The 22414-nt window shown below is 41.2% G+C and carries 34 protein-coding genes; 31 read left to right on the forward strand and 3 right to left on the reverse strand.

Features of this window, described 5'->3' with window-relative positions:
* Positions 1-128: 128 nt before the first annotated feature.
* Entirely contained in the window at positions 129-755 is a 627-nt protein-coding gene (locus KXD93_RS28970; protein ID WP_258141060.1) for an energy transducer TonB, read from the reverse strand.
* Positions 756-1088: 333 nt separating this feature from the next.
* Between KXD93_RS28970 and rplC the strand changes: the two genes are divergently transcribed.
* The 29 genes from rplC (at position 1089) to rplQ (ending at position 16347) form a co-directional block, all read left to right on the forward strand.
* The gene (gene rplC, locus KXD93_RS28975; RefSeq protein ID WP_258141061.1) at positions 1089-1706 is read left to right on the forward strand and encodes a 50S ribosomal protein L3; all 618 of its coding nucleotides are present in this window, start codon (positions 1089-1091) and stop codon (positions 1704-1706) included.
* A gap of 1 nt (position 1707) precedes the next feature.
* Positions 1708-2337: a 50S ribosomal protein L4 gene (gene rplD / locus KXD93_RS28980; protein WP_258141062.1), complete on the forward strand. Its 630-nt coding sequence runs from the start codon at positions 1708-1710 to the stop codon at positions 2335-2337.
* A gap of 2 nt (positions 2338-2339) precedes the next feature.
* A complete protein-coding gene (gene rplW, locus KXD93_RS28985) occupies positions 2340-2630 on the forward strand; it encodes a 50S ribosomal protein L23 (protein WP_258141063.1) in 291 nt (96 codons plus the stop codon).
* An 8-nt stretch (positions 2631-2638) separates the two neighbouring features.
* Positions 2639-3466, forward strand: coding sequence for a 50S ribosomal protein L2 (gene rplB, locus KXD93_RS28990; RefSeq protein WP_258141064.1), 828 nt, complete (start codon positions 2639-2641; stop codon positions 3464-3466).
* A 2-nt stretch (positions 3467-3468) separates the two neighbouring features.
* Positions 3469-3735, forward strand: coding sequence for a 30S ribosomal protein S19 (rpsS, locus tag KXD93_RS28995; RefSeq protein ID WP_073405792.1), 267 nt, complete (start codon positions 3469-3471; stop codon positions 3733-3735).
* Between the two features lie 3 nt (positions 3736-3738).
* Entirely contained in the window at positions 3739-4167 is a 429-nt protein-coding gene (gene rplV, locus KXD93_RS29000; protein ID WP_258141065.1) for a 50S ribosomal protein L22, read from the forward strand.
* Positions 4168-4173: 6 nt separating this feature from the next.
* On the forward strand, positions 4174-5055 hold the full coding sequence (gene rpsC, locus KXD93_RS29005; protein WP_258141066.1) for a 30S ribosomal protein S3: 882 nt from the start codon (positions 4174-4176) through the stop codon (positions 5053-5055).
* A gap of 48 nt (positions 5056-5103) precedes the next feature.
* Positions 5104-5526: a 50S ribosomal protein L16 gene (gene rplP, locus KXD93_RS29010; RefSeq protein ID WP_073405789.1), complete on the forward strand. Its 423-nt coding sequence runs from the start codon at positions 5104-5106 to the stop codon at positions 5524-5526.
* Positions 5527-5618: 92 nt separating this feature from the next.
* Positions 5619-5822: a 50S ribosomal protein L29 gene (gene rpmC / locus KXD93_RS29015; protein WP_252788403.1), complete on the forward strand. Its 204-nt coding sequence runs from the start codon at positions 5619-5621 to the stop codon at positions 5820-5822.
* A gap of 17 nt (positions 5823-5839) precedes the next feature.
* Positions 5840-6094 carry a 30S ribosomal protein S17 gene (rpsQ, locus tag KXD93_RS29020; RefSeq protein ID WP_129876199.1) on the forward strand — a complete coding sequence of 85 codons (255 nt, stop codon included), beginning with the start codon at positions 5840-5842 and terminating at the stop codon, positions 6092-6094.
* Between the two features lies 1 nt (position 6095).
* Positions 6096-6464, forward strand: a complete 369-nt coding sequence (rplN, locus tag KXD93_RS29025; RefSeq protein ID WP_073405786.1) for a 50S ribosomal protein L14 — start codon at positions 6096-6098, stop codon at positions 6462-6464.
* A gap of 2 nt (positions 6465-6466) precedes the next feature.
* Positions 6467-6811, forward strand: coding sequence for a 50S ribosomal protein L24 (gene rplX / locus KXD93_RS29030; protein ID WP_258141067.1), 345 nt, complete (start codon positions 6467-6469; stop codon positions 6809-6811).
* Positions 6811-7380 (forward strand): 50S ribosomal protein L5, encoded by a 570-nt coding sequence (gene rplE, locus KXD93_RS29035; RefSeq protein WP_258141068.1) that lies wholly within the window; start codon positions 6811-6813, stop codon positions 7378-7380. The genes rplX and rplE overlap by 1 nt, the downstream gene beginning before the upstream one ends.
* Positions 7373-7642 (forward strand): 30S ribosomal protein S14, encoded by a 270-nt coding sequence (gene rpsN, locus KXD93_RS29040; RefSeq protein ID WP_258141069.1) that lies wholly within the window; start codon positions 7373-7375, stop codon positions 7640-7642. The genes rplE and rpsN overlap by 8 nt, the downstream gene beginning before the upstream one ends.
* Positions 7643-7783: 141 nt before the next feature.
* A complete protein-coding gene (gene rpsH, locus KXD93_RS29045; protein ID WP_258141070.1) occupies positions 7784-8182 on the forward strand; it encodes a 30S ribosomal protein S8 in 399 nt (132 codons plus the stop codon).
* A gap of 17 nt (positions 8183-8199) precedes the next feature.
* Positions 8200-8757: a 50S ribosomal protein L6 gene (gene rplF / locus KXD93_RS29050; RefSeq protein WP_258141071.1), complete on the forward strand. Its 558-nt coding sequence runs from the start codon at positions 8200-8202 to the stop codon at positions 8755-8757.
* Between the two features lie 5 nt (positions 8758-8762).
* Positions 8763-9122 carry a 50S ribosomal protein L18 gene (gene rplR, locus KXD93_RS29055; protein WP_258141072.1) on the forward strand — a complete coding sequence of 120 codons (360 nt, stop codon included), beginning with the start codon at positions 8763-8765 and terminating at the stop codon, positions 9120-9122.
* A 12-nt stretch (positions 9123-9134) separates the two neighbouring features.
* A complete protein-coding gene (rpsE, locus tag KXD93_RS29060; RefSeq protein WP_094572244.1) occupies positions 9135-9653 on the forward strand; it encodes a 30S ribosomal protein S5 in 519 nt (172 codons plus the stop codon).
* Positions 9654-9659: 6 nt separating this feature from the next.
* Positions 9660-9839, forward strand: coding sequence for a 50S ribosomal protein L30 (rpmD, locus tag KXD93_RS29065; RefSeq protein WP_073405778.1), 180 nt, complete (start codon positions 9660-9662; stop codon positions 9837-9839).
* A 4-nt stretch (positions 9840-9843) separates the two neighbouring features.
* Positions 9844-10290 carry a 50S ribosomal protein L15 gene (rplO, locus tag KXD93_RS29070; protein WP_258141073.1) on the forward strand — a complete coding sequence of 149 codons (447 nt, stop codon included), beginning with the start codon at positions 9844-9846 and terminating at the stop codon, positions 10288-10290.
* Between the two features lie 7 nt (positions 10291-10297).
* Positions 10298-11641, forward strand: a complete 1344-nt coding sequence (secY, locus tag KXD93_RS29075; RefSeq protein ID WP_258141074.1) for a preprotein translocase subunit SecY — start codon at positions 10298-10300, stop codon at positions 11639-11641.
* A 9-nt stretch (positions 11642-11650) separates the two neighbouring features.
* A complete protein-coding gene (gene map / locus KXD93_RS29080) occupies positions 11651-12442 on the forward strand; it encodes a type I methionyl aminopeptidase (protein WP_258141075.1) in 792 nt (263 codons plus the stop codon).
* Positions 12443-12505: 63 nt separating this feature from the next.
* Complete coding sequence (gene infA, locus KXD93_RS29085) at positions 12506-12724, forward strand: translation initiation factor IF-1 (protein ID WP_022833270.1); 219 nt, start codon at positions 12506-12508, stop codon at positions 12722-12724.
* An 8-nt stretch (positions 12725-12732) separates the two neighbouring features.
* The gene (gene rpmJ, locus KXD93_RS29090) at positions 12733-12849 is read left to right on the forward strand and encodes a 50S ribosomal protein L36 (RefSeq protein ID WP_082855993.1); all 117 of its coding nucleotides are present in this window, start codon (positions 12733-12735) and stop codon (positions 12847-12849) included.
* Between the two features lie 73 nt (positions 12850-12922).
* Entirely contained in the window at positions 12923-13300 is a 378-nt protein-coding gene (rpsM, locus tag KXD93_RS29095) for a 30S ribosomal protein S13 (protein ID WP_258141076.1), read from the forward strand.
* A gap of 128 nt (positions 13301-13428) precedes the next feature.
* Entirely contained in the window at positions 13429-13818 is a 390-nt protein-coding gene (gene rpsK / locus KXD93_RS29100) for a 30S ribosomal protein S11 (protein WP_158995336.1), read from the forward strand.
* Between the two features lie 68 nt (positions 13819-13886).
* Positions 13887-14495: a 30S ribosomal protein S4 gene (gene rpsD, locus KXD93_RS29105; protein WP_258141077.1), complete on the forward strand. Its 609-nt coding sequence runs from the start codon at positions 13887-13889 to the stop codon at positions 14493-14495.
* A gap of 94 nt (positions 14496-14589) precedes the next feature.
* Positions 14590-15582: a DNA-directed RNA polymerase subunit alpha gene (locus tag KXD93_RS29110; RefSeq protein ID WP_258141078.1), complete on the forward strand. Its 993-nt coding sequence runs from the start codon at positions 14590-14592 to the stop codon at positions 15580-15582.
* 195 nt (positions 15583-15777) lie between these two features.
* Positions 15778-16347 carry a 50S ribosomal protein L17 gene (gene rplQ, locus KXD93_RS29115; protein ID WP_258141079.1) on the forward strand — a complete coding sequence of 190 codons (570 nt, stop codon included), beginning with the start codon at positions 15778-15780 and terminating at the stop codon, positions 16345-16347.
* Between the two features lie 82 nt (positions 16348-16429).
* Here the strand turns inward: rplQ and KXD93_RS29120 are convergent, their stop codons facing one another.
* A complete protein-coding gene (locus KXD93_RS29120) occupies positions 16430-16957 on the reverse strand; it encodes a GNAT family N-acetyltransferase (RefSeq protein WP_258141080.1) in 528 nt (175 codons plus the stop codon).
* A gap of 451 nt (positions 16958-17408) precedes the next feature.
* Here KXD93_RS29120 and KXD93_RS29125 point away from each other — a divergent pair, with 451 nt between their 5' ends.
* Positions 17409-17603 carry a hypothetical protein gene (locus KXD93_RS29125; protein WP_258141081.1) on the forward strand — a complete coding sequence of 65 codons (195 nt, stop codon included), beginning with the start codon at positions 17409-17411 and terminating at the stop codon, positions 17601-17603.
* A 431-nt stretch (positions 17604-18034) separates the two neighbouring features.
* Positions 18035-19948, forward strand: coding sequence for a molecular chaperone DnaK (gene dnaK, locus KXD93_RS29130; RefSeq protein ID WP_373417382.1), 1914 nt, complete (start codon positions 18035-18037; stop codon positions 19946-19948).
* 87 nt (positions 19949-20035) lie between these two features.
* On the opposite strand, the gene KXD93_RS29135 is transcribed toward dnaK, so the two are convergent.
* Positions 20036-22300: a glycoside hydrolase family 31 protein gene (locus tag KXD93_RS29135; RefSeq protein ID WP_258141082.1), complete on the reverse strand. Its 2265-nt coding sequence runs from the start codon at positions 22298-22300 to the stop codon at positions 20036-20038.
* Between the last annotated feature and the right edge of the window lie 114 nt (positions 22301-22414).

Consider the following 22414-nt stretch of genomic DNA (forward strand, 5'->3'; position numbering starts at 1 on the left):
TAACAAAGAAAAAGAAGCAAAAAGAAAGCTTCAACAATAATAATAACATATTAATTCTTGTTGAAGCTAATCTAAAGGTAAGTTTGGGCAACGATCATTTCTTGCGTTTGATTAAATGATTGTTAATCTCATGTCGATTTAATGATGATTAAGTAAACTTCCTTCTTATCAGGCATATCGAATTTTGTAATCTTATTATAATTAAAAAAAGGCTCTGCGATATCCACTTGCTGCGACATAAAGGAATCGCCGATGATTTTTTCAGCCTCATCAATAGTATATAAGGTGCCTTTCACATTAAAAACAAAGCCATAGCCGGATTTGCGGAGGTTTTGCATTAAAACTTTACCCTGATTTGCTGTAAAGGATATAGGGATGCTATATGCAACCCTAACCGGCTTGCTGTTCTGAACGCCTGGGCTCCATTTAGGACATTGCTCCAATAGCTTAACTGCCTCCGCTTCACAGCCAGCACCAATACAGTTTAATGGCGTAACATCGGTTATGCTGCCGTCTCTGTCAACTACAAAAGATAAACGAAGTTTTCCATTGATGCCTATCAATCGGGCAACATCTGGATATTTAATATTTTTGCTTAAATAAAGTCCGAACCCCTGCATTCCACCCGGGAACTCTGGAACTTTTTCAATGGCTGTAAAAATTAACTTTTTAGTAGTATCCGGAGTGCCTGTGTTTTGAGCCGATGATTGCGTCACAATTAATAAAATGATAAGCAGGCTGTATAGAGATTTCATAAGGTAAAGATAAAATATTGGAGGAATTTTCCAAAAGACACAAGGCGGGTAACTATTTTTTATGCAGATCTTGAAAGGTAGATACGAGTTTAAATCGAAAATGGCTATCCCGAACCAACTGTTTATAATAGATGCCGCCAATTAAAGTGCTATTTATCTTTATAAACTTCACATTTTCTCCTCCAAATCTCCCTCTAAATAAAATATAAAAAAATAACTCATTAACTATTTGACAATTAATGTAAAAGTTCTATCTTTGCCGTCCCTTACGGGGGAATATTATTTGTCTTGAACGAAGCCCTACTGCTTCGATGGACGCAAACTAAAAAGAAAATGTCAGGAATTATTGGTAAAAAAGTAGGAATGACCAGCATTTTCGATGAAACAGGGAAAAATATCCCCTGCACAGTAATCGAAGCTGGCCCTTGTGTGGTAACACAGATCAGGTCTGTTGAAACCGACGGATATGCAGCAGTACAGCTTGCATATGGCGAGAAAAAAGAAAAGCACACTTCAGGTCCTTTAAAAGGTCACTTCCAGAAAGCCGGCACTACACCAAAACGTAAGCTGGTTGAATTCAAAACTTTCACGGACGAAAAAGCACTAGGAGATACTATCTCTGTAGATATTTTCGAGATCGGTGATTTTGTTGATGTAGTTGGTACATCAAAAGGTAAAGGTTTCCAGGGTGTGGTAAAACGTCACGGTTTTGGTGGTGTGGGTATGCAAACTCACGGTCAGCACAATCGTTTACGTGCGCCGGGTTCATTGGGTGCTTCATCATGGCCTTCACGTGTATTTAAAGGTATGCGTATGGCTGGCCACATGGGTAGTGAACGTGTTAAGGTTCAAAACTTACAGGTTGTGAAGGTGTTTGCAGAGCAGAATCTGTTGGTTGTTAAAGGTTCCATCCCAGGAGCTAAGGGTTCATTCGTAATAGTGGATAAATAAGATGGAAGTTAACGTAGTAAATGTATCAGGTAAAGAAACAGGTGCCAAGGTGCAACTTCCTGAGTCCGTATTCGGTATTGAACCAAACGATCACGCAATCTATCTTGATGTTAAGCAGTATTTAGCTAACCAGCGTCAGGGTACACACAAATCAAAACAGCGTAACGAAATTGCAGGTTCAACCCGCAAATTATATAAGCAAAAAGGTACTGGTGGTGCCCGTGCAGGTAGCGTAAAATCTCCATTGTTTAATGGTGGTGGCCGTGTATTCGGTCCGCAGCCGCGCGATTACAGCTTCAAGTTAAACAAGAAGCTTAAATCACTGGCCCGCAATTCAGCTTTATCATATAAAGCGAAAGACAGCAGCATAGTAGTTGTAGAAGATTTTACTTTTGATACTGTCAAAACTAAAAGCTACATACAGCTTACCGCAGATCTTAATGTTAGTGATGTAAAAACACTTTTAGTATTAGGCGCTGCAAATAACAATGTTTATTTATCAAGCAGAAACCTGAAAAGAACTAAGGTTATTTTAGCAAACCAGTTAAACACTTATGATGTGTTAAACGCAGGTAAGCTGATCTTAACAACAGGTGCTCTTAAAACTTTGGAGGAAGCATTAGCTAAGTAATTATGGAAATTTTAAAGAAACCCTTACTTACTGAAAAAGTAACTCAATTAACAGAGAAGCTTAATCGTTATGCTTTCAAAGTTGATCACAGAGCTAACAAAATTCAGATCAAAGGAGCCATTGAGGCTATGTATGGTGTTAACGTGAAAGCTGTAAACACTATGAAATACGTTGGAAAACTTAAGACCCGCAATACCAAAGCAGGCGCCGTTAGCGGTCGTGCTGCAACTTATAAAAAAGCGGTTATTACGTTGAAAGACGGAGAAGTAATTGATTTTTATAGCGGTATATAAATAAAGAGATGGCAGTTAAAAGATTTAAACCGGTTACGCCCGGTACCCGCTTCCGTATAGATACTGATACGTCAGATATCACAACAAACGTTCCTGAAAAATCGTTGGTTGTTTCATCTAACACAAGATCAGGCGGACGTAACAACAGCGGTAAAATGACCATGCGCTATTTAGGTGGTGGCCATAAACAAGCCTACAGGTTAATTGATTTCAAACGTAATAAATTTGATATCCCTGCAAAGGTTGCAACTATCGAGTACGATCCTAACCGTTCTGCACGTATAGCACTGTTACATTTTGTTGACGGAGAAAAAAGATATATGATAGCCCCTGCAGGCTTAGTAGTTGGACAGACCGTTTTATCGGGCGAAACAGCTCCTCCTGAAGTTGGTAACACGTTACCGTTAAAAACCATCCCATTGGGTTCTATTATTCACAATATTGAATTGAACCCGGGTCAGGGCGGTACTATTGCACGCAGTGCAGGTACTTACGCACAGCTTTCAGCACGTGATGGCAAATATGCTATTATAAAATTGCCTTCAGGCGAAACCCGTATGATCCTGGCAACTTGCCTGGCTACTATCGGTACAGTTTCAAATGGCGACAGAGCAAACGCTGTGTTAGGTAAAGCCGGCCGTAAACGCTGGTTAGGCCGCAGGCCAAGAGTTCGTGGTGTAGCCATGAACCCGGTAGATCACCCTATGGGTGGTGGCGAGGGCAGGGCCTCAGGTGGTCACCCACGTTCACGTAAAGGTTTATTAGCTAAAGGCTACAAAACTCGTGACAAAAAGAAAACATCGGATCGTTATATCATTGAAAGAAGGAAGAAATAACAATGGCACGTTCAATTAGAAAAGGACCTTACATCGATCATAACCTTGACAAGAAAGTTATGGTTCTGAATGATTCAAATAAGAAATCGGTTGTAAAAACATGGTCAAGGCGCTCCATGATCTCTCCGGATTTCGTTGGTCATACATTCGCAGTACACAACGGAAATAAATTTATCCCTGTGTACGTAACAGAAAACATGGTTGGACACAAGCTGGGAGAGTTTGCACCAACACGTACATTCCGTGGTCACGCAGAAAAGAAAAAATAAGGCATGGAAGCAACAACAAAAATTAAAAAGTCTGTACTAATCAGACAGCAAAAGGAAGCTGCAAAATTGCAGGTTGGTGGTGCATCTGTTGCCAAATTACAGAACTGCCCTACCTCACCGCGTAAAATGCGTTTGGTGGTTGACCTTATCCGCGGTATGAACGTTGAGAAAGCGATATATACCCTTAAGTTCTTAAATAAAGAAGCTGCAATACGCGTTGAAAAGCTTTTGTTATCAGCCATCAAAAACTGGGAAGCAAAAAACGAAGGCAAGCGTGTTGAAGACAGCGACTTATATGTAAAAGAGGTGTCAGTAGGTGGTGGTCGTCAGCTAAAAAGGTTACGTCCTGCTCCGCAAGGAAGAGGATACCGTATCCGCAAACGCTCAAACCATGTACACTTGGTGGTAGACAGTAAAAACGACAACAATTAATTTGAAATGGGACAGAAAGCACATCCAATAGGTAACAGATTAGGAATCATCAGAGGTTGGGATTCTAATTGGTTCGGTGGCAATCATTATGCCGACAAATTAGTTGAAGACGAAAAGATCCGTAAATATCTTTCAGCACGTATCTCAAAAGGTGGTGTATCAAAGGTAGTTATAGAACGCACACTGAAACGCATCACTGTAACTATACACACTGCCCGTCCGGGTATTGTTATAGGTAAAGGTGGCCAGGAAGTTGACAAGATAAAAGAAGAGTTAAAGAAATTGACTAAGAAGGAAGTTCAGATCAACATATTTGAGATCAAACGTCCGGAGCTTGATGCACAACTAGTTGCTGAAGGCATAGCAAAACAGCTTGAAGCTCGTATTTCATTCCGTCGTGCAATGAAAACCACTATTGCTTCAACCATGAGAATGGGTGCTGAAGGAATAAAGGTTATGACATCAGGCCGTTTAGGTGGCGCTGAAATGGCACGTACAGAACAATATAAGGAAGGAAGAATTCCACTACATACTTTCCGTGCAGACATCGATTATGCATTAGCTGAAGCATTAACTACCTATGGTAAAATAGGTGTTAAGGTTTGGATTTGCAAAGGCGAGGTTTACGGCAAACGCGACTTATCACCAAACATTGGCGGCGCAAGCAGCGCAAGCGGTAAAGGTGGACGCCCTGAAGGCGGCGCGGCAGGCTTCGGCGGTCGTGGCGGCAACGAAAGAGGCGGTGAGCGCGGTGGCGAACGCAGAGGCGACAGGAAACCAGGCGGTGATCGTCGTGGTGGTCCGGGCCAGGGCGGTAATCGTCCCGGTGGACAAGGCGGAGGAAGCCGTCCAGGCGGAAATCGCCCGGGTGGTCCAGGAAAGAGATAATAATTAGAGTAGAAAAAATATATCGTAACGATATAAAAGCTTAAGAAAATGCTACAGCCAAAAAGAACGAAGTTCAGAAAGATGCAAAAAGGCAAAATGAAAGGTAACGCCAGTCGTGGCGCTGAGCTTTCATTCGGATCTTTCGGTATAAAATCACTCGAGCCGGCCTGGATCACCAGCCGCCAGATCGAAGCTGCACGTATTGCTGTTACACGTTTTATGAAACGTGAAGGCCAGGTGTGGATCAGGATATTCCCTGACAAGCCTGTAACCAAAAAACCGGCAGAAGTACGTATGGGTAAAGGTAAAGGTGCTCCTGAGTACTGGGTAGCGGTAGTACGCCCCGGAAGGATCATTTTTGAAGCCGAAGGTGTGCCTTTAGATGTTGCTAAAGAAGCACTGCGCCTGGCAGCACAAAAATTGCCTGTGCAAACAAGATTTATAGTACGTAGAGATTACGTAGAAGCATAAATAAAAATGAACGTTATAAATGTGTTGTAATACGTTTAGTACAACAGGTAACTTTTATAACCTCTTCAATATAACACAAACAGTTAAATAAAATGAAGAACTCAGAAATTTTGGAGTTGTCAACTGAAGAATTGGTTGCCAGGGTCAGCGAGGAGAGAGCAACTCTTACCAAACTGAAATTTGCACATGCGGTTTCTGCTATTGAAAACCCTACCCGTATCACAAAGGTACGTAAGGACATCGCCCGCTTAACTACGGAGTTAACAAAGCGCAAATCGGCGGCAGCTTCTGAATAAATTAAGCATCGGGAAAAATGGAAAGAAATTTAAGAAAAACTCGTACCGGCCTGGTAGTTAGCAACAAGATGGAAAAATCTATCGTGGTTGCCGTTGAGCGTAAAGTGAAACACCCTATCTACGGTAAATTCGTTAAGAAGACTACCAAATTTATGGCTCATGATGAAGCCAATACTTGTGGTGTAGGCGATACCGTATTGATTATGGAAACCCGCCCGCTGAGCAAGAACAAAAACTGGAGATTAGTTCAAATTTTAGAAAGGGCTAAATAAGATGGTACAACAGGAATCAAGATTAAATGTAGCTGACAACAGCGGTGCTAAAGAAGTTTTAGTTATCCGTGTGTTAGGTGGTACCGGTAAAAGGTATGCATCAATCGGCGATAAGATAGTAGTTACCGTAAAGAGCGCTTTGCCATCAGGCAACGTTAAAAAAGGTACCGTTTCAAAAGCTGTAGTAGTTAGAACTAAAAAAGAGATCCGTCGTAAGGATGGTTCTTACATTCGTTTTGATGACAATGCCGCTGTTTTGTTAAACAACCAGGATGAGCCAAGAGGTACCCGTATCTTTGGCCCGGTAGCAAGAGAGTTACGTGAAAAACAATTTATGAAAATTGTATCATTAGCACCGGAGGTATTGTAATAATGGAAAAGAAACAACACATACAACCTGCCAAATTAAAGATCAAAAAAGGCGATCTGGTAAAGGTTATAGCCGGCGATTCAAAAGGATCAGAAGGTAAGATATTAGAAGTAATATTAGAAAAAGGCCGCGCTATTGTTGAAGGTGCCAATATGGTATCAAAACATACAAAGCCTAATGCAGCAAAACCTAACGGTGGAATTGTTAAGCAGGAAGCTGCTATCGCAATTTCAAACCTGGCGCTGATCGATCCTAAATCAGGAAAGGCAACCCGCGTTGGCCGCAGGAAAAACGATGCAGGTAAATTAGTAAGATTTGCAAAAATATCAGGAGAGGAAATTAAGTAATGGAATACGTACCAAGATTAAAAACGAAGTATAAGGACGAAATTCGTACTGCACTGAAAGATAAATTTCAGTACAAAAGCGTAATGCAGGTTCCTAAGCTTGAGAAAATCGCTATCAACCAGGGTGTTGGTGGTGCTACTACTGATAAAAAGCTTATTGAAAGTACTATTACCGAATTGACCACTATTACAGGTCAGCAGGCTGTATCTTCAAAATCAAAGAAAGATATTTCAAACTTTAAATTACGTAAAAACATGCCTATCGGCGTACGTGTTACCTTACGTGATAATACAATGTATGAGTTTCTTGACCGTTTAATTGCTGTTGCCCTGCCACGTATCCGTGACTTCAAAGGCATTAACGATAAAGGTTTTGACGGACGTGGAAACTATACTTTAGGTGTATCTGAGCAAATCATTTTCCCTGAGATAAATATCGATAAGATCAATAAAATCCAGGGTATGGATATTACCTTTGTAACCTCAGCTACCAACGATGTTGAAGCATTAGAGTTACTGAAACAATTTGGTTTACCATTTAAAAATCAAACTCCAACTAACAATGGCTAAAGAAGGTGTAAAGGCACGTGAAATTAAACGCGCTAAATTAGTAGCTAAATACGCTGAGAAAAGAGCGGCCCTTAAAGCTGAAGGAAACTATGCAGCATTAGATGCATTACCAAAAGCGTCATCACCGGTTAAATTACATAACCGTTGTAAATTAACAGGCCGTCCGCGTGGATACATGCGTCAGTTTGGTATATCACGTGTTACATTCCGTGATATGGCACTGGCAGGAAAGATCCCCGGAATAAAGAAAGCAAGCTGGTAAACAGCGATTAGAGAATAGAAACCAGAGATTAGGAAAACAACTAACCTCTGGTTTCTATTCTCTGATTAACTATAATGAATTAACCGATAGAAGGTCGCCCGGGATGTTACCGGAAGGAAACCACTATCATAACACAATAAAATGAATACAGATCCAATCGCAGATTATCTTACAAGAGTAAGGAATGCTATTAAGGCCAACCATCGGGTTGTTGAAATTCCTGCATCAAATCTGAAAAAGGAAATCACTAAGGTGCTTTTCGACAAAGGTTACATTGCTAATTTTAAGTTTGAGGATAATGGTCCTCAGGGCACCATCAAGGTAGCTTTGAAATACCACCCGATAACTAAAGTTTCTGCTATCCGCAGCATTGCACGCATCAGTAAACCAGGTTTGAGGAAATACGCAGGCATGGATAATATGCCAAGAGTATTAAATGGTTTAGGTATCGCCATCCTGTCGACTTCTAAAGGTGTAATGACCGATAAAGAAGCACGCGCACAGAATGTTGGCGGTGAGGTTTTATGCTACGTATATTAATAGGAGGAAATTAAGCAATGTCAAGAGTAGGAAAATCACCTATAGCACTACCACAGGGAGTTACAATTACAGTATCAGCAGATAATGTTGTTACCGTAAAAGGCCCTAAAGGTGAGTTGCATCAGGCTGTTGACAGTGATATCACTGTTGAACAGGAAGAAGGAAATCTGGTTGTAAAACGCCCTTCTGATCAAAAGCGTCATAAAGCATTACACGGCTTATACCGTGCATTGATCAACAATATGGTTGTAGGCGTAACTGCCGGTTACACAATCCAGCAGGAATTAGTTGGTGTAGGTTACCGCGCAACCAATACAGGTAATACATTAGATTTAGTATTGGGATATTCTCACCACTATGTTTTCGAATTACCAAAAGAAATAAAAGTTTCAACAACTGCTGAGAAGGGTAAAAACCCTACCATCATTTTAGAGTCTATCGATAAACAACTTATTGGCCAGGTAGCAGCGAAGATCCGCTCGTTACGTGCACCAGAGCCTTACAAGGGTAAGGGTATCAAGTTTGTTGGCGAAGTATTGAGAAGAAAAGCAGGTAAATCAGCATCTAAAAAATAATCGTCATGGCAGCTAGAGCAAAATTATCAAGAAGAGACAGGATTAAGATGGGGATCAGGAAGCGCCTTTCAGGTTCTTCAATACGTCCGCGCCTGTCAGTATACAGAAGCAATAAAGGTATCTACGCACAGATCATTGACGATGTGACCGGAAAGACATTAGTGTCTGCCTCATCATTATCAAAAGATTTTACTGCAGCAGAAGGCACTAAAATTGATCAGTCGGTTGCCGTTGGCAAACTGGTTGCATCAAAAGCAATTGCAGCAGGCATTAAGGATGTGGTTTTCGACAGGAACGGTTATTTGTACCATGGTCGTGTTAAATCATTGGCTGAAGGTGCACGTGAAGGTGGTTTAAACTTTTAATCGAAAAGAGAAATGTCAACAATCAACATAAAAAGAGTAAAAACAAGCGAGATCGAATTAAAAGACCGCTTGGTAAGCATACAGCGTGTTGCCAAAGTAACCAAAGGTGGCCGTACATTCAGCTTCAGTGCCATTGTGGTAGTGGGTGATGAGAACGGTGTTGTAGGTTACGGTTTGGGTAAAGCTAAAGAAGTTACTGAAGCTATTGCTAAAGGTATTGATGATGCTAAAAAGAACCTTGTAAAGGTTCCTATTATCAACAGCACTATACCTCACGAGCAGATCGGTAAATTTTCAGGTGGTTTTGTTTTCATCAAGCCAGCTGCGAACGGTACCGGTGTAATTGCTGGTGGTGCAATGCGTGCTGTATTAGAATCAGCCGGCATCCACAACGTATTGGCAAAATCAAAAGGTTCATCAAACCCGCACAACGTGGTTAAGGCAACTGTATCGGCATTATCACAATTACGTGATGCTTATACCGTAGCACAACAACGCGGCGTTAGTTTAGGTAAAGTATTTAACGGATAATCTGTCATGGCAAAAATCAAAATAACCCAGATTAAAAGCGTGATCGACAGAAGTGAGCGCCAAAAACGTACGGTTGAGGCCCTGGGCTTAAGAAAGATCAACCACAGTGTAGAAGTTGAAGCTACTGCAGCTATCATCGGTATGGTTAAAAAAGTTAATCACCTGGTAGCGGTAGAAAATATTTAATATCATGAATTTAAGTAATCTAAAACCTGCAGAAGGTTCTACTAAAAATAGAAAAAGAATTGGCCGTGGTACTGGTTCAGGCCGTGGCGGAACATCAACCCGTGGCCATAAAGGCGCCGGTTCGCGTTCAGGTACCAGCACTAAGGTTGGTTTCGAAGGTGGCCAGATGCCATTACAGCGCCGTGTACCTAAGGTTGGCTTTAAAAACCCTAACCGTGTTGAATACACTGGTGTAAACCTTGATGTGTTACAGGCATTAACTGAGAAATATTCTTTATCATCAGTTGATTTTGATACACTGAAAGAGCACGGATTGGCATCACGTAACGACCTTGTTAAAATATTAGGCCGTGGCGAACTGAAAGCCAAATTAGAAGTTAAAGCCCATGCATTTACTGCTACCGCTCAAAAAGCTATCGAAGCAGCAGGTGGTACCATAGTTAAGCTATAATTTTTCGATGAAGAAATTTTTCACCACATTATCCAATATTTGGAAAATCGATGATTTAAGAGTGCGTATTACTAACACACTCTTATTTCTTTTAATATACCGTGTAGGCGCTTTCGTGGTTCTGCCGGGTGTTAATTACAACTCGCTTAATACGCAGCAGAATAAAGAAGGCATGGCCGGTTTGCTTAATCTGTTTGCAGGAGGATCGTTTTCACGAGCCTCAATTTTTGCATTGGGTGTGATGCCATATATTTCTGCTTCCATTGTGGTGCAACTATTGGGTATTGCTGTTCCTTATTTTGCCAAGTTGCAAAAAGAGGGTGAAAGCGGTAGGAACAAGATCAATCAGTGGACGCGCTACCTTACAATCGGTATTACTGCAGTGCAGGCTATCGCTTACTTAAGGTCACAGATCTCTGCTGAGCAAATGGAGCTTGCTAACCCATATTTCACTATTTTGAATATGTGTGTATTAACAGCAGGTACCATGTTTGTGATGTGGTTAGGTGAAAAGATCACTGATAAAGGTATTGGAAATGGTATTTCACTCATCATCATGGTGGGTATTATATCAGCACTTCCCGGTGCATTTTTAACAGAGTTCCAGTCACGCACATCAGGTGCTGGTGGATTGGTAACGTTCATAGTTGAAATTGTAGCGCTTATTGCAGTGGTAATGTTTACTGTGCTTATTGTACAGGGAACCCGTAAAATTGCAGTTCAGTATGCAAAGCGGATAGTTGGTAACAAGCAATACGGTGGCGTTCGCCAGTATATTCCTTTAAAGGTAAATGCAGCAGGGGTAATGCCGATCATATTTGCCCAGGCTATCATGTTCATTCCTACAACCATTCAGCAGCTTGCTCCTAAATTGGCGTCGAACAGCATATTAATGTCATTATCTGATGTTACGGCATGGGGACACAATTTATTGTTTGCATTCCTGATCATTATCTTCACTTACTTCTATACGGCAATCACGGTTAATCCAAACCAAATGGCCGATGATATGAAGAAGAATGGCGGCTTTATTCCGGGTGTTAAACCAGGAAGAGATACCGGCAGCTTTATTGATGGTGTAATTTCAAGAATTACCTTACCTGGTTCTATAGCACTTGCTATTATAGCAGTTATCCCGGCTTTAGGCAGTCTTGTAGGTGTGTCACCATCGTTTGCCCGTTTCTTTGGCGGTACTTCATTAATTATATTAGTGGGTGTTGTTTTGGATACGCTACAGCAAATTGAAAGCCACCTGTTAATGCGCCATTATGATGGTTTAATGAAAACAGGAAGAATTAAAGGGCGTACGGCTATCCCGTCAGCGGATGGAACAAGCCAGCCTGTTATCTGATAATTTAACATGTCAAAGATTCATTATAAGTCTATCGAGGAGATAGAACTAATAAGAGAAAGTTCTTTACTTGTTTCCAAAACGCTTGGAGAGATTGCGAAGGTAATCCGTCCGGGTATTAAAACAATCGAATTAGACAAACTTGCAGAAACCTTTATCCGTGACAACGGAGGGGTTCCTGCATTTTTAAACTACCACGGCTTCCCTTATTCATTGTGTATCTCGATGAATGACCAGGTGGTACACGGTTTCCCGGGTAAGCATGTGCTTACCGATGGCGACGTAGTATCAGTTGATTGCGGGGTGATCCTGAATAAATACTTTGGTGATTCTGCTTTTACCTTTGCCATTGGCGAGGTTAGCGATACCGCAAAGAACCTGATGCGTGTTACGCGTGAATGCCTTGATCTTGGTGTTCAGAAAGCAGTAGCTGGAATGCGTGTTGGTGACATAGGTTACGCCGTACAGGAGCATGCTGAAAGGCATGGTTATGGTGTGGTTAAGGAGCTGGTTGGACATGGTGTGGGTTTAGAGCTGCACGAGAAGCCCGAAGTACCTAACTACGGTAAACGCGGAGCAGGTGTGAAGTTGGAGGAAGGAATGGTGATTGCTATTGAGCCGATGATTAACGCAGGTAAAGCAAGGGTTAAGTTTTGGGACGATGGATGGACAGTATCAACCATTGATGGTAAGCCATCCGCTCATTATGAGCATACGGTTGCTGTCAGAAAGGGGCAACCCGATATACTTTCGACATTTTCTTACGTAGATAATGTTTTAAAAGAAAAAAATAATAATTAAAATATTTTTATTAATTTTGCATCCCGGTTTTAGGGCGGATAATTAAGTAATAATCAATAAAATATGGCTAAACAATCATCGATTGAACAAGACGGAACAATTCGGGAGGCATTATCAAATGCAATGTTCAGGGTTGAACTGGAAAATGGTCATGAGATTATTGCGCATATATCCGGGAAAATGCGGATGCACTACATCAAAATTTTACCTGGCGACAGGGTTAAACTGGAGATGAGTCCGTATGATTTAACAAAGGGTAGAATAACCTATAGATATAAATAATAAACGAGATGAAAGTTAGAGCATCCATTAAAAAACGCAGCGTTGATTGCAAGATCATCCGTCGCAACGGGAAACTTTATGTGATCAACAAAAAGAATCCTAAGTTTAAACAACGTCAGGGATAATTAAAGAAATTGTAGTAATTCGTACAACGGTGGCCCGCCGTTCGGTTATTGCGTAAAAATACAAACAAAAAATATGGCAAGGATTTCAGGTATTGATTTACCAAAGAATAAAAGAGGCGAGATTGGCCTAACCTACATTTACGGTATTGGCCGTTCAACAGCTCAAAGAATTTTGACTGAAGCTGGAATTGATTTTGATACGAAGGTTCAAGATTGGAATGATGATCAATTAGCTATCATCCGTGGTATAATTAACGATCAGATCAAGGTTGAAGGTTCATTGCGTTCAGAAGTTCAGTTGAACATTAAGCGTTTAATGGATATAGGTTGCTACCGTGGTACCCGTCACCGTAAAGGTTTGCCTTTGCGTGGTCAGCGTACTAAGAACAACTCACGTACCCGTAAAGGAAAACGTAAGACAGTTGCTAATAAGAAGAAAGCTACTAAATAGTGATTAGTGATTGGAGGACAGAGATTAGTTTCTGCACTTCGTCATTAGGATTACCTGATTATATAACTCATTAATGGGTCCGGGTTATTCGCTAACTCAGTAATTCATTAATAAAATAATTAAAGAAAATGGCTAAGACCAAAAAAGTAACCAAAAAGCGTATTGTAATTGTCGAGTCGGTTGGCGAGGCACACATCAACGCTACTTTCAACAACATCATCATTACCCTTACCAACAAAACAGGCCAGGCTATTTCATGGTCGTCTGCAGGTAAAATGGGTTTTAAAGGATCAAAAAAGAATACTCCGTATGCTGCCGGTCAGGCTGCTTCTGATTGCGGTAAAGTTGCCTATGATTTAGGCTTACGCAAGGTTGAAGTATTTGTAAAAGGCCCGGGTGCTGGTCGTGAATCAGCAATCCGTACTTTGCAGACTGCAGGTATCGAAGTAACTACTATAAAAGACATTACACCGCTTCCGCATAACGGTTGCCGCCCTTCAAAAAGGAGAAGAGTTTAATTAACAATTTTTTTAAAGCTAAGATTCGACAGCTGCGGGCTGTTTGATACTTTAAAAACCACACAAAAATGGCTAGATATACAGGACCAAAATCCAAAATTGCGCGCCGTTTCCGTGAGCCGATCTTCGGTCCGGATAAGGCGTTAGAAAGAAAAAATTACCCACCGGGTATGCATGGTGCTTCCAAAAGAAGAGGAAAGCAATCAGAGTATTCAACCCAGTTGATGGAGAAACAAAAAGTTAAGTACACTTACGGTGTATTAGAGCGTCAGTTCGAAAACTTGTTTCACCGCGCTTCCGCTAAAGAAGGCATCACAGGCGAAAACTTATTGAAGTTTTTAGAGGCCCGTTTAGATAACGCAGTATACCGTTTAGGTATTTCCCCAACCCGTTCAGGTGCACGCCAGTTAGTTGGCCACAAGCACATTACTGTTAACGGCGAGGTTGTAAACATTGCATCTTATGCTTTAAGAGCAGGTGACGTTATCGCAGTTCGCGAAAAATCAAAATCATTAGAGGCAATTGCAAATTCAGTGGCTGGCCGCAGAATTAACAAATACAGCTGGCTTGAATGGGATGCTGCCAATTTAACAGGCAAATTCCTTAACTATCCAAATCGCGATGAGATCCCTGAAAATATCAAGGAAAACCTTATCGTCGAGTTGTACTCAAAATAATAACGATACTTATCCGCATTATGATTGGCAGATTCTGCCAATCTTTTTGTGGTTTAAATCATTTCAATTAGTAAACAATAAATAAAAGATATAAATGGCAATTTTAGCATTTCAAAAACCAGACAAGGTTATCATGCAGAAATCAACTGATTTTGATGGCACGTTTGAGTTTCGTCCGTTAGAACCAGGCTTCGGTATAACCATTGGTAATGCTCTGCGTCGTATCTTACTTTCATCACTTGAAGGTTATGCGATCACATCTGTTCGTTTTTCAGGCGTGATGCATGAGTTTTCAACCATTAAAGGTGTTGTTGAAGATGTTACCGAAATTATACTTAACCTTAAACAAGTTAGGTTTAAGAAAACAGGTGAATCTGGCGACAGCGAAAAGATATTTGTTATCATTAATGGCCAGGACGCTTTTAATGCAGGTGACATCACCAAATTCTCAAATAACTTTACAGTTTTAAATCCTGATCTTGTTATTTGTAACATGGATTCTTCAGTAACGCTTGAAATTGAGCTTACAGTAAGTAAAGGCCGTGGCTACGTTCCAAGTGAAGAAAACAAAAATCCTGACGCTAACGTAGGTGTAATAGCTATCGACTCGATCTATACGCCTATCAAAAACGTTAAATATACTATCGAGAACTATCGTGTGGAACAAAAAACAGACTATGAGAAATTAGTTCTGGATATTACCACTGATGGCTCTATTCATCCTGAAGATGCACTTAAAGAAGCTGCTAAGATCCTTATCCAGCACTTTATGTTGTTCAGCGATGAGAACATGATGCTTGAAGCACAGGCTAAGGAAGAAACTAAGGAAGTTGATGAGGAAATTTTACACATGCGTAAGATCCTTAAAACTGAATTGGTTGACCTTGATCTTTCTGTACGTGCATTAAATTGCCTTAAAGCTGCCGACATCCGCAGCCTGGCTGACTTAGTTTCATACGACGTTGCAGATATGCTTAAGTTCAGAAACTTTGGTAAAAAGTCATTAACTGAAATTCAGGACCTGGTTAAATCAAAAGGATTATCTTTTGGTATGAACCTGTCGAAATTCAAGTTAGACGAAGAATAATTAGAGATTAGCGATTAGAGGTCAGAGATTAGTTCTGAAACTTTAATCGCTAATTTTTTATATAATAATCGAGCAGTATAGTGAGGCGATCTCACTACTCACCACTCAAATTAACAACTGAGTATTTGCATAATTCCGAGGACTTGACGGTAACGCCGTCCGACGGTATGCACGTGCCACAAACAACAAAATACAATGAGACACGGAAAAAAAGTTAATCACTTAGGCCGCACAAACAGTCACCGCAAGGCGATGATGAGCAACATGGCCACCTCGCTTATCTTACATAAGCGCATTACTACAACATTAGCAAAAGCAAAAGCTTTACGCGGTTATGTTGAGCCAATCCTTACAAAATCAAAAAACGATACTACGCACTCACGTCGTACAGTATTTAGCTACCTGCAGGATAAAGATGCAGTTACTATCCTGTTCCGCGAAGTTGCTGAGAAAATTGCTAACCGCCCGGGTGGTTACACCCGTATCATCAAACTTGAAAATCGTTTAGGTGATAACGCTGAAATGGCAATGATTGAATTAGTAGATTACAACACTGTTTACGGTAATGATGTTGCTAAAGCTGAAAAGAAATCAACACGTCGTCGTGGTGGTTCATCAAAAGCTAAAGCTGCTGCTCCTGTAGCAGAAGAAGTAGTTGAAGTTGCTCCCGTAGCTGAGGCACCGGTTGCTGAAGCTCCTGCTGCTGAAACTGAAGCTCCGGAAGCGCCTGCTGCAAATGAAGAAAATGCAGAAAAAGGAGAATAATTTTAAATCCAAATAAATCTAATTATTAAGGAAATGCCCCGCTGCAAAGCGGGGCATTCTTTGTTTTATGGGATTTTAACTTTTAATCTTTAATAAGCCTGAATTTCATCAAGCCTTCGGCGTCAGTCGAAACTTCCTTAAATCCGCACTTAGCCAATATTCTCCTTGAAGGCAAATTGTCTGCATAGGTATGTACGATGATTGCCTTAACATTTTTATCCATAAATGCCCATCCTGACAATAATTGCAAAGCCTCGCTTGCGTATCCCTTGTTTTGATGCTGCTCGTTTATCATGTAGCCTGTTTCGGCTTCCCCTTCTTCGTTTGGGTCACCAGAGAAGCCCATTCCGCCTACGACGGTGTTAGTGCTCTTTAAGATGATCTCCCAGTTGGTATACCATTTATAAGCTTTCGGGTTCGCCAGGGTTTTCGGCAGCCAGAAGTTGATCATGGCATCGTCAATCTCCTTCTTATAAAATTCACTTATTTGGGGGTTTGACGGGTTTAGGCCCAGCGCTTGTTCCATGTCATTCCTATTGGTGTGCAGCAACTTTAATAATTCACGTGTTAACGGAATCATCCGTAACCTTTCTGATTCGATAAAAAACATTTGATTTTTGAATTTAATAACAATAAAAAGTCAGTTCAATTTCTTGATTAAAGATTTAGCCTTTTGGGATGGCTAATTGTTATGCAATTCCAGGCAAGGTAATTTGCCAGTTTGATGTTTTAAGTAACAGAGGCGTTTATTTATTCAGCAAATATAGATAATATATAAGCATCGGTTGCTAACTAGTAAAAGGTGACGGATATAGGTTTATTTTGCTTGAATTTTCGGGGAGATTATTTAAATTAAATGGTATATAAAATTTTGTTTTATCAGATAAGTATTTGTAGTTTTATCATAACCTAAACGCAACAATCACATTCATCTGTCTTTCTTGCCTTGGGCCATTTCATCTTTTATTTGATTGATCCCCTAAACTATATAGATCAGCAGCAAAAGGTAGTGAGCTTTGTACCTCTTTAAAAACCAGGGCCGAAAAATCAAAATTAATTTTATGAATTCTAACTTAGGAAAACCACTTTCAAAAAGCGAAATGAAGGCAGTTCAGGGCGGAAAATTCCCCGGCTGCGCGGTTCAAGGGCAAAATGGCAATGCTTATTCACTGGGTTGTTGTACCGGGCTTGCCCAATGTCCGGGGACAACACATACGTGCGAGCCGCCAACCGACCCATGCTTTGATATTTTTTAGTGTATCGAATAAAATAATTGCTGCCGGGGTGGGCCCGGCAGCAATTGCTTTGTTTTGTAAGTGCATCTTGATAACAATAATTTAAAATTATTGCTGTAAGTTTATGGTTAATGACACCAGAAATACGCTGCTATAATATCACCTGTGTTGGCTTTTTACTGCTGGCATTTATTTCGTTCTTTAATCCTTCAAGGGTAATTCTACGGCGAAAGGAAGTATGGGTAAGAGCACTTTTACCATAATACTGCTCTGGGTGAATGACGGAAATTGAGATGTTGTTTTCTGCCAACCTGTCACCACGCTGTCGTTAATAGCTGACGGAATAATCTTGTTTGTCGGTATGTCTATTATTTTCCCTGCCAAATCCAAATTGGCACAACCCTTGTTAAATAGCTGGTAATACAAACAATCAATCAAGAAAATATAATCATATGTCTAAAATAATTGGAATCGACTTAGGAACAACCAACTCCTGCGTTGCAGTAATGGAAGGTAACGAGCCTGTAGTTATTGCTAACAGTGAAGGTAAACGTACTACGCCGTCTGTAGTAGCATTTATTGACAACGGCGAACGTAAAGTAGGTGATCCTGCAAAACGCCAGGCTATTACAAATCCTACAAAAACTATTTCATCTATCAAGCGCTTTATGGGTAACCAGTTTAACGAGGTTACTAAAGAGGCTTCACGGATGCCATACAAAGTGGTTAAAGGCGATAACAACACACCACGTGTTGAAATCGGCGACCGTATGTATACCCCACAGGAAATTTCAGCAATGATTCTTCAGAAAATGAAGAAAACTGCTGAAGACTTTTTGGGCCATGAAGTTACTGAAGCGGTTATTACCGTACCGGCTTACTTTAACGATGCACAGCGCCAGGCTACTAAGGAAGCCGGTGAAATTGCAGGCTTAAAAGTACGTCGTATTATAAACGAACCTACTGCTGCTGCCCTGGCTTACGGCCTTGACAAAGCACACAAGGATATGAAAATTGCCGTATTTGATTGCGGTGGGGGTACACATGACGTTTCGATCCTTGAATTAGGTGATGGCGTGTTCGAAGTAAAATCGACCGACGGTGATACGCACTTAGGTGGTGACGACTTTGACCAGGTAATTATCGACTGGTTAGCTGACGAATTTAAAAGCGACGAAGGTATCGATCTGCGTAAAGATCCAATGGCTTTGCAGCGTTTAAAAGAATCATCAGAAAAAGCTAAGATCGAATTATCAAGCTCAGCTCAAACTGAAATTAACCTGCCATACATTACCGCTGTTGACGGTATGCCTAAGCACCTTGTTAAAACTTTAACAAAGGCTAAATTTGAGCAATTGGCTGACAGCTTAATAAAACGTACTATCGAGCCTTGTAAAACAGCTTTGAAAAACGCTGGTTACAGCACTTCTGATATCGACGAAGTTATCTTAGTAGGTGGTTCAACCCGTATCCCTGCAATCCAGGAAGCTGTTGAAAAATTCTTTGGTAAGGCACCATCGAAAGGTGTTAACCCGGATGAAGTTGTTGCCATTGGTGCAGCTATCCAGGGTGGTGTATTAACAGGCGAAGTTAAGGATGTGTTATTGTTAGATGTTACCCCACTTTCATTAGGTATTGAAACTATGGGTGGTGTAATGACCAAGCTTATTGAAGCTAACACTACTATCCCTACCAAGAAGTCTGAAACATTCTCAACTGCATCTGATAACCAGCCATCTGTTGAGATCCATATATTACAGGGTGAGCGCCCTATTGCTTCTGCAAACCGTACCATTGGCCGGTTCCATTTGGATGGATTGCCACCTGCACCTCGTGGCGTGCCACAGGTTGAAGTAACTTTTGACATTGATGCGAACGGTATATTGAACGTATCTGCAAAAGACAAAGCAACAGGCAAGGAACAAAAGATCCGTATTGAAGCGTCTTCAGGTTTAACTGATGCTGAGATCAAAAAGATGAAGGACGAAGCTGAAGCAAATGCTGATGCTGACAAAAAGGCAAAGGAAGAAGTTGAAAAACTAAACGCTGCCGATGCCCTGATCTTCTCGACAGAAAAACAACTGAAAGAATACGGCGATAAGATCTCTGCTGATAAAAAAGCGCCTATCGAATCTGGCTTAGCCAAATTGAAGGAAGCTTATGCAGCTAAGAACTTTGCTGATATTGATACCGCACAAGCTGAATTAAGCAATGCCTGGAACGTTGCATCTGAAGAGATGTACAAAGCTACAGGTGATGCAGGCCAGGCTGGTCAGCCAGGTGCTGAAGGCGGTGCCGGTACATCAGGTGGCGGACAAGCTGAAGGTGACACTGTTACAGATGTTGACTTCGAAGAAGTAAAATAATCCCGATCTCCTAAGAGATTATAAACTATAAGGCCCTGGCTATTTATTTAGCCGGGGTTTTTTGTTGGGGCTGAGCCAGATTTGAAATTACAAATCAATTTTTATTGCATCGTTGCTATTGTTATACAATTTATGTTTTGAGACAGACGCTTCTTCAAACCCATACCCCATTAATTTAATTTTATTGAACCTGGAAACAAACGCTCCTTCCACTTTTGAAAATTCAATGGTTCTTTTATTTGGATCAAAAGTGATCTCCCGTTTAAAATATTCACCCTGTTCATAATCATAGCTTAACCCATCATCTTCATAATAAACAAAGCTGGTAGGCTCATTACCATGCCAGATATTGATCTCCAATACGCCATTACCGGTTTCATTAGTGCTTTGAATTACGTTTTGCATAGGGATAATTGCCCCTGCTTTTATAAACACAGGCAAATCAGTCAATGGCGCATCTACAATGATACTCTGTTCCCCGGTAAACTTTTCTCTGGTACTAAGCCGATACCATTCTCCTGCCGGCAGGTAGACCTCTGCGGTAAGTTTTGTGCTTTCAACAGGAGCCACCAGGATGCTATCACCAAATAGAAACTGGTTATGGTACTTCACATCGTACCCATTTTCATCGTTGGTATAATTTATGGCGAGGGTACGGCTCAATGGCAAACCGGTTTTGTGCGATTGGTAAAACCCGGAATAGATATACGGCAGCAAACGGTAACGTTGTTCAATATCCTTTTTAATGATGGCCATGTTCTTCTTACCCCATTGCCATGGCTCGCGCATAACAGTGCCTTGCATGGCGTGGTTGCGGAACATAGGCGTGTACACGCCCAGCGAATTCCAGCGCACCATCAGCTCAGGCGTTGGATTTTCGCTGAAGCCGCCGTTATCAACGCCTACTAACGACATCCCGGTGATCCCCAAACTGCTTACCATGCGCTGACCCATTAACATATGCGAGTCGTAAGCGGAGTTATCGCCCGTCCACACCGCCGAATAACGCTGGGTACCGGCATAAGCAGCGCGGGTGAGCACAAAGGGTCGTTTGTTGCCGATGACCCTTCTGGTGCCCTCGTAAGTGGCACGTGCCATTTCCATTCCGTAGGCGTTGCGGACTTCGGGCATATATTTATCCCCGAATTTTACCAGCGACGGAATATTTTGACCCCAGGCGGCGGGTTCGTTCATATCGTTCCAGAAACCCTCAACGCCGGGATCTGTTAATGCTGTAAACGCTGCTCCCCACCATTCACGAACATCTTCCCTGAAAAAGTCAGGGAAATGACAGCGGCCAGCCCAGACTTCACCCACGTATTTTTCTCCGTTTGGATAGGTGGCGAAATAGTTGTTTTCGACACCTTCGTCATATTCTTTGTAGCCTGGTTCAATCTTAATACCGGGGTCAACAATTGTTATCAATCTAAATCCGATAGCTTTGAGCTTATCGATCATTGCCTTAGGATCAGGAAAGGTTTCCTTATTCCAGGTGAAGATCTTAAACTCATCCATGTAATCTATATCGCAATAAATTACATCGGCAGGGATTTTCTCCTTACGGAATCTTTCTGCAATACTCAATACCTCATCGGCACTCATATAACTCCAGCGGCATTGCTGGTAACCCAGGCTCCAAAGCGGCGGCATCTCCATACGACCGGTGAGCCAGGTATAGTCCTCTATTATTTGCGCTACACTTTGCGCGCCGAAGAAATAATAGTTCATGTCACCACCATCGGCACCAAACCAGCTCATTTGATCGTCAGTTGTAGCGCCGAAATCGAAATAGCTTTTGTGGGTATTGTCGAAAAATAACCCATAGGTTAATCCGCTATGCAGGCCGATAAAAAATGGAAAAGTCTTATAAAGCGGATCGGTCTTGGTATCGTGCATTGCCGCATCTGTATTCCAGTTTACAAAGCTGCTACCCCGTTTGTTAAGGTTGCCGGTTTTCTCGCCAAGCCCGATGAACTTTTCATCTTTATAAAGCTTCCGATAATTAATTACCCTATCACCTTGCCAGTTTATGCCGAAGCGCGGATCATCCTCGCTTAATGCTTTGCCATTGGCAGTATAAAAGTTAAAGCGTAATGGAGATTTATTTATATGGAGTTGTAAAACAGGAGTTTTTATAACGATCTCATCGGCTGATTCTTCAAATTTAAAATCACCCGGTTTTTGGATAACGGCAAAGGACTTGTCATCATCATTAAATGCTTTGCTAACGTTAACCCTGATTATTGAATCGGAATAGACCCAAATGCGGGCAGTCGCTTCTTTTGTTTTAATAATGAGGATATTGCCTTGTTTGTTAACGCTTTCTATATCGCCTAAAATCTCCGTTTGCATCTTGTTGCCCCAATGGTTAATAAATCATTGTAGAAGTAACGGGTAAAGAGGAATAACGTTTTGTAAACTATTAAAAACAAAAAATCCCGCACAATGGCGGGATTCAATATTATA

This window comes from Mucilaginibacter phenanthrenivorans (genome assembly GCF_024721155.1).
In the GTDB taxonomy this organism is placed as follows: Bacteria; Bacteroidota; Bacteroidia; order Sphingobacteriales; family Sphingobacteriaceae; genus Mucilaginibacter; species Mucilaginibacter phenanthrenivorans.

Coding starts and splice junctions, on each gene's coding strand:
- KXD93_RS28970 (WP_258141060.1), bottom strand. CDS start 755: ATGAAATCTCTATACAGCCTGCTTATCATTTTATTAATTGTGACGCAA.
- rplC (WP_258141061.1), top strand. CDS start 1,089: ATGTCAGGAATTATTGGTAAAAAAGTAGGAATGACCAGCATTTTCGAT.
- rplD (WP_258141062.1), top strand. CDS start 1,708: ATGGAAGTTAACGTAGTAAATGTATCAGGTAAAGAAACAGGTGCCAAG.
- rplW (WP_258141063.1), top strand. CDS start 2,340: ATGGAAATTTTAAAGAAACCCTTACTTACTGAAAAAGTAACTCAATTA.
- rplB (WP_258141064.1), top strand. CDS start 2,639: ATGGCAGTTAAAAGATTTAAACCGGTTACGCCCGGTACCCGCTTCCGT.
- rpsS (WP_073405792.1), top strand. CDS start 3,469: ATGGCACGTTCAATTAGAAAAGGACCTTACATCGATCATAACCTTGAC.
- rplV (WP_258141065.1), top strand. CDS start 3,739: ATGGAAGCAACAACAAAAATTAAAAAGTCTGTACTAATCAGACAGCAA.
- rpsC (WP_258141066.1), top strand. CDS start 4,174: ATGGGACAGAAAGCACATCCAATAGGTAACAGATTAGGAATCATCAGA.
- rplP (WP_073405789.1), top strand. CDS start 5,104: ATGCTACAGCCAAAAAGAACGAAGTTCAGAAAGATGCAAAAAGGCAAA.
- rpmC (WP_252788403.1), top strand. CDS start 5,619: ATGAAGAACTCAGAAATTTTGGAGTTGTCAACTGAAGAATTGGTTGCC.
- rpsQ (WP_129876199.1), top strand. CDS start 5,840: ATGGAAAGAAATTTAAGAAAAACTCGTACCGGCCTGGTAGTTAGCAAC.
- rplN (WP_073405786.1), top strand. CDS start 6,096: ATGGTACAACAGGAATCAAGATTAAATGTAGCTGACAACAGCGGTGCT.
- rplX (WP_258141067.1), top strand. CDS start 6,467: ATGGAAAAGAAACAACACATACAACCTGCCAAATTAAAGATCAAAAAA.
- rplE (WP_258141068.1), top strand. CDS start 6,811: ATGGAATACGTACCAAGATTAAAAACGAAGTATAAGGACGAAATTCGT.
- rpsN (WP_258141069.1), top strand. CDS start 7,373: ATGGCTAAAGAAGGTGTAAAGGCACGTGAAATTAAACGCGCTAAATTA.
- rpsH (WP_258141070.1), top strand. CDS start 7,784: ATGAATACAGATCCAATCGCAGATTATCTTACAAGAGTAAGGAATGCT.
- rplF (WP_258141071.1), top strand. CDS start 8,200: ATGTCAAGAGTAGGAAAATCACCTATAGCACTACCACAGGGAGTTACA.
- rplR (WP_258141072.1), top strand. CDS start 8,763: ATGGCAGCTAGAGCAAAATTATCAAGAAGAGACAGGATTAAGATGGGG.
- rpsE (WP_094572244.1), top strand. CDS start 9,135: ATGTCAACAATCAACATAAAAAGAGTAAAAACAAGCGAGATCGAATTA.
- rpmD (WP_073405778.1), top strand. CDS start 9,660: ATGGCAAAAATCAAAATAACCCAGATTAAAAGCGTGATCGACAGAAGT.
- rplO (WP_258141073.1), top strand. CDS start 9,844: ATGAATTTAAGTAATCTAAAACCTGCAGAAGGTTCTACTAAAAATAGA.
- secY (WP_258141074.1), top strand. CDS start 10,298: ATGAAGAAATTTTTCACCACATTATCCAATATTTGGAAAATCGATGAT.
- map (WP_258141075.1), top strand. CDS start 11,651: ATGTCAAAGATTCATTATAAGTCTATCGAGGAGATAGAACTAATAAGA.
- infA (WP_022833270.1), top strand. CDS start 12,506: ATGGCTAAACAATCATCGATTGAACAAGACGGAACAATTCGGGAGGCA.
- rpmJ (WP_082855993.1), top strand. CDS start 12,733: ATGAAAGTTAGAGCATCCATTAAAAAACGCAGCGTTGATTGCAAGATC.
- rpsM (WP_258141076.1), top strand. CDS start 12,923: ATGGCAAGGATTTCAGGTATTGATTTACCAAAGAATAAAAGAGGCGAG.
- rpsK (WP_158995336.1), top strand. CDS start 13,429: ATGGCTAAGACCAAAAAAGTAACCAAAAAGCGTATTGTAATTGTCGAG.
- rpsD (WP_258141077.1), top strand. CDS start 13,887: ATGGCTAGATATACAGGACCAAAATCCAAAATTGCGCGCCGTTTCCGT.
- KXD93_RS29110 (WP_258141078.1), top strand. CDS start 14,590: ATGGCAATTTTAGCATTTCAAAAACCAGACAAGGTTATCATGCAGAAA.
- rplQ (WP_258141079.1), top strand. CDS start 15,778: ATGAGACACGGAAAAAAAGTTAATCACTTAGGCCGCACAAACAGTCAC.
- KXD93_RS29120 (WP_258141080.1), bottom strand. CDS start 16,957: ATGTTTTTTATCGAATCAGAAAGGTTACGGATGATTCCGTTAACACGT.
- KXD93_RS29125 (WP_258141081.1), top strand. CDS start 17,409: ATGAATTCTAACTTAGGAAAACCACTTTCAAAAAGCGAAATGAAGGCA.
- dnaK (WP_373417382.1), top strand. CDS start 18,035: ATGTCTAAAATAATTGGAATCGACTTAGGAACAACCAACTCCTGCGTT.
- KXD93_RS29135 (WP_258141082.1), bottom strand. CDS start 22,300: ATGCAAACGGAGATTTTAGGCGATATAGAAAGCGTTAACAAACAAGGC.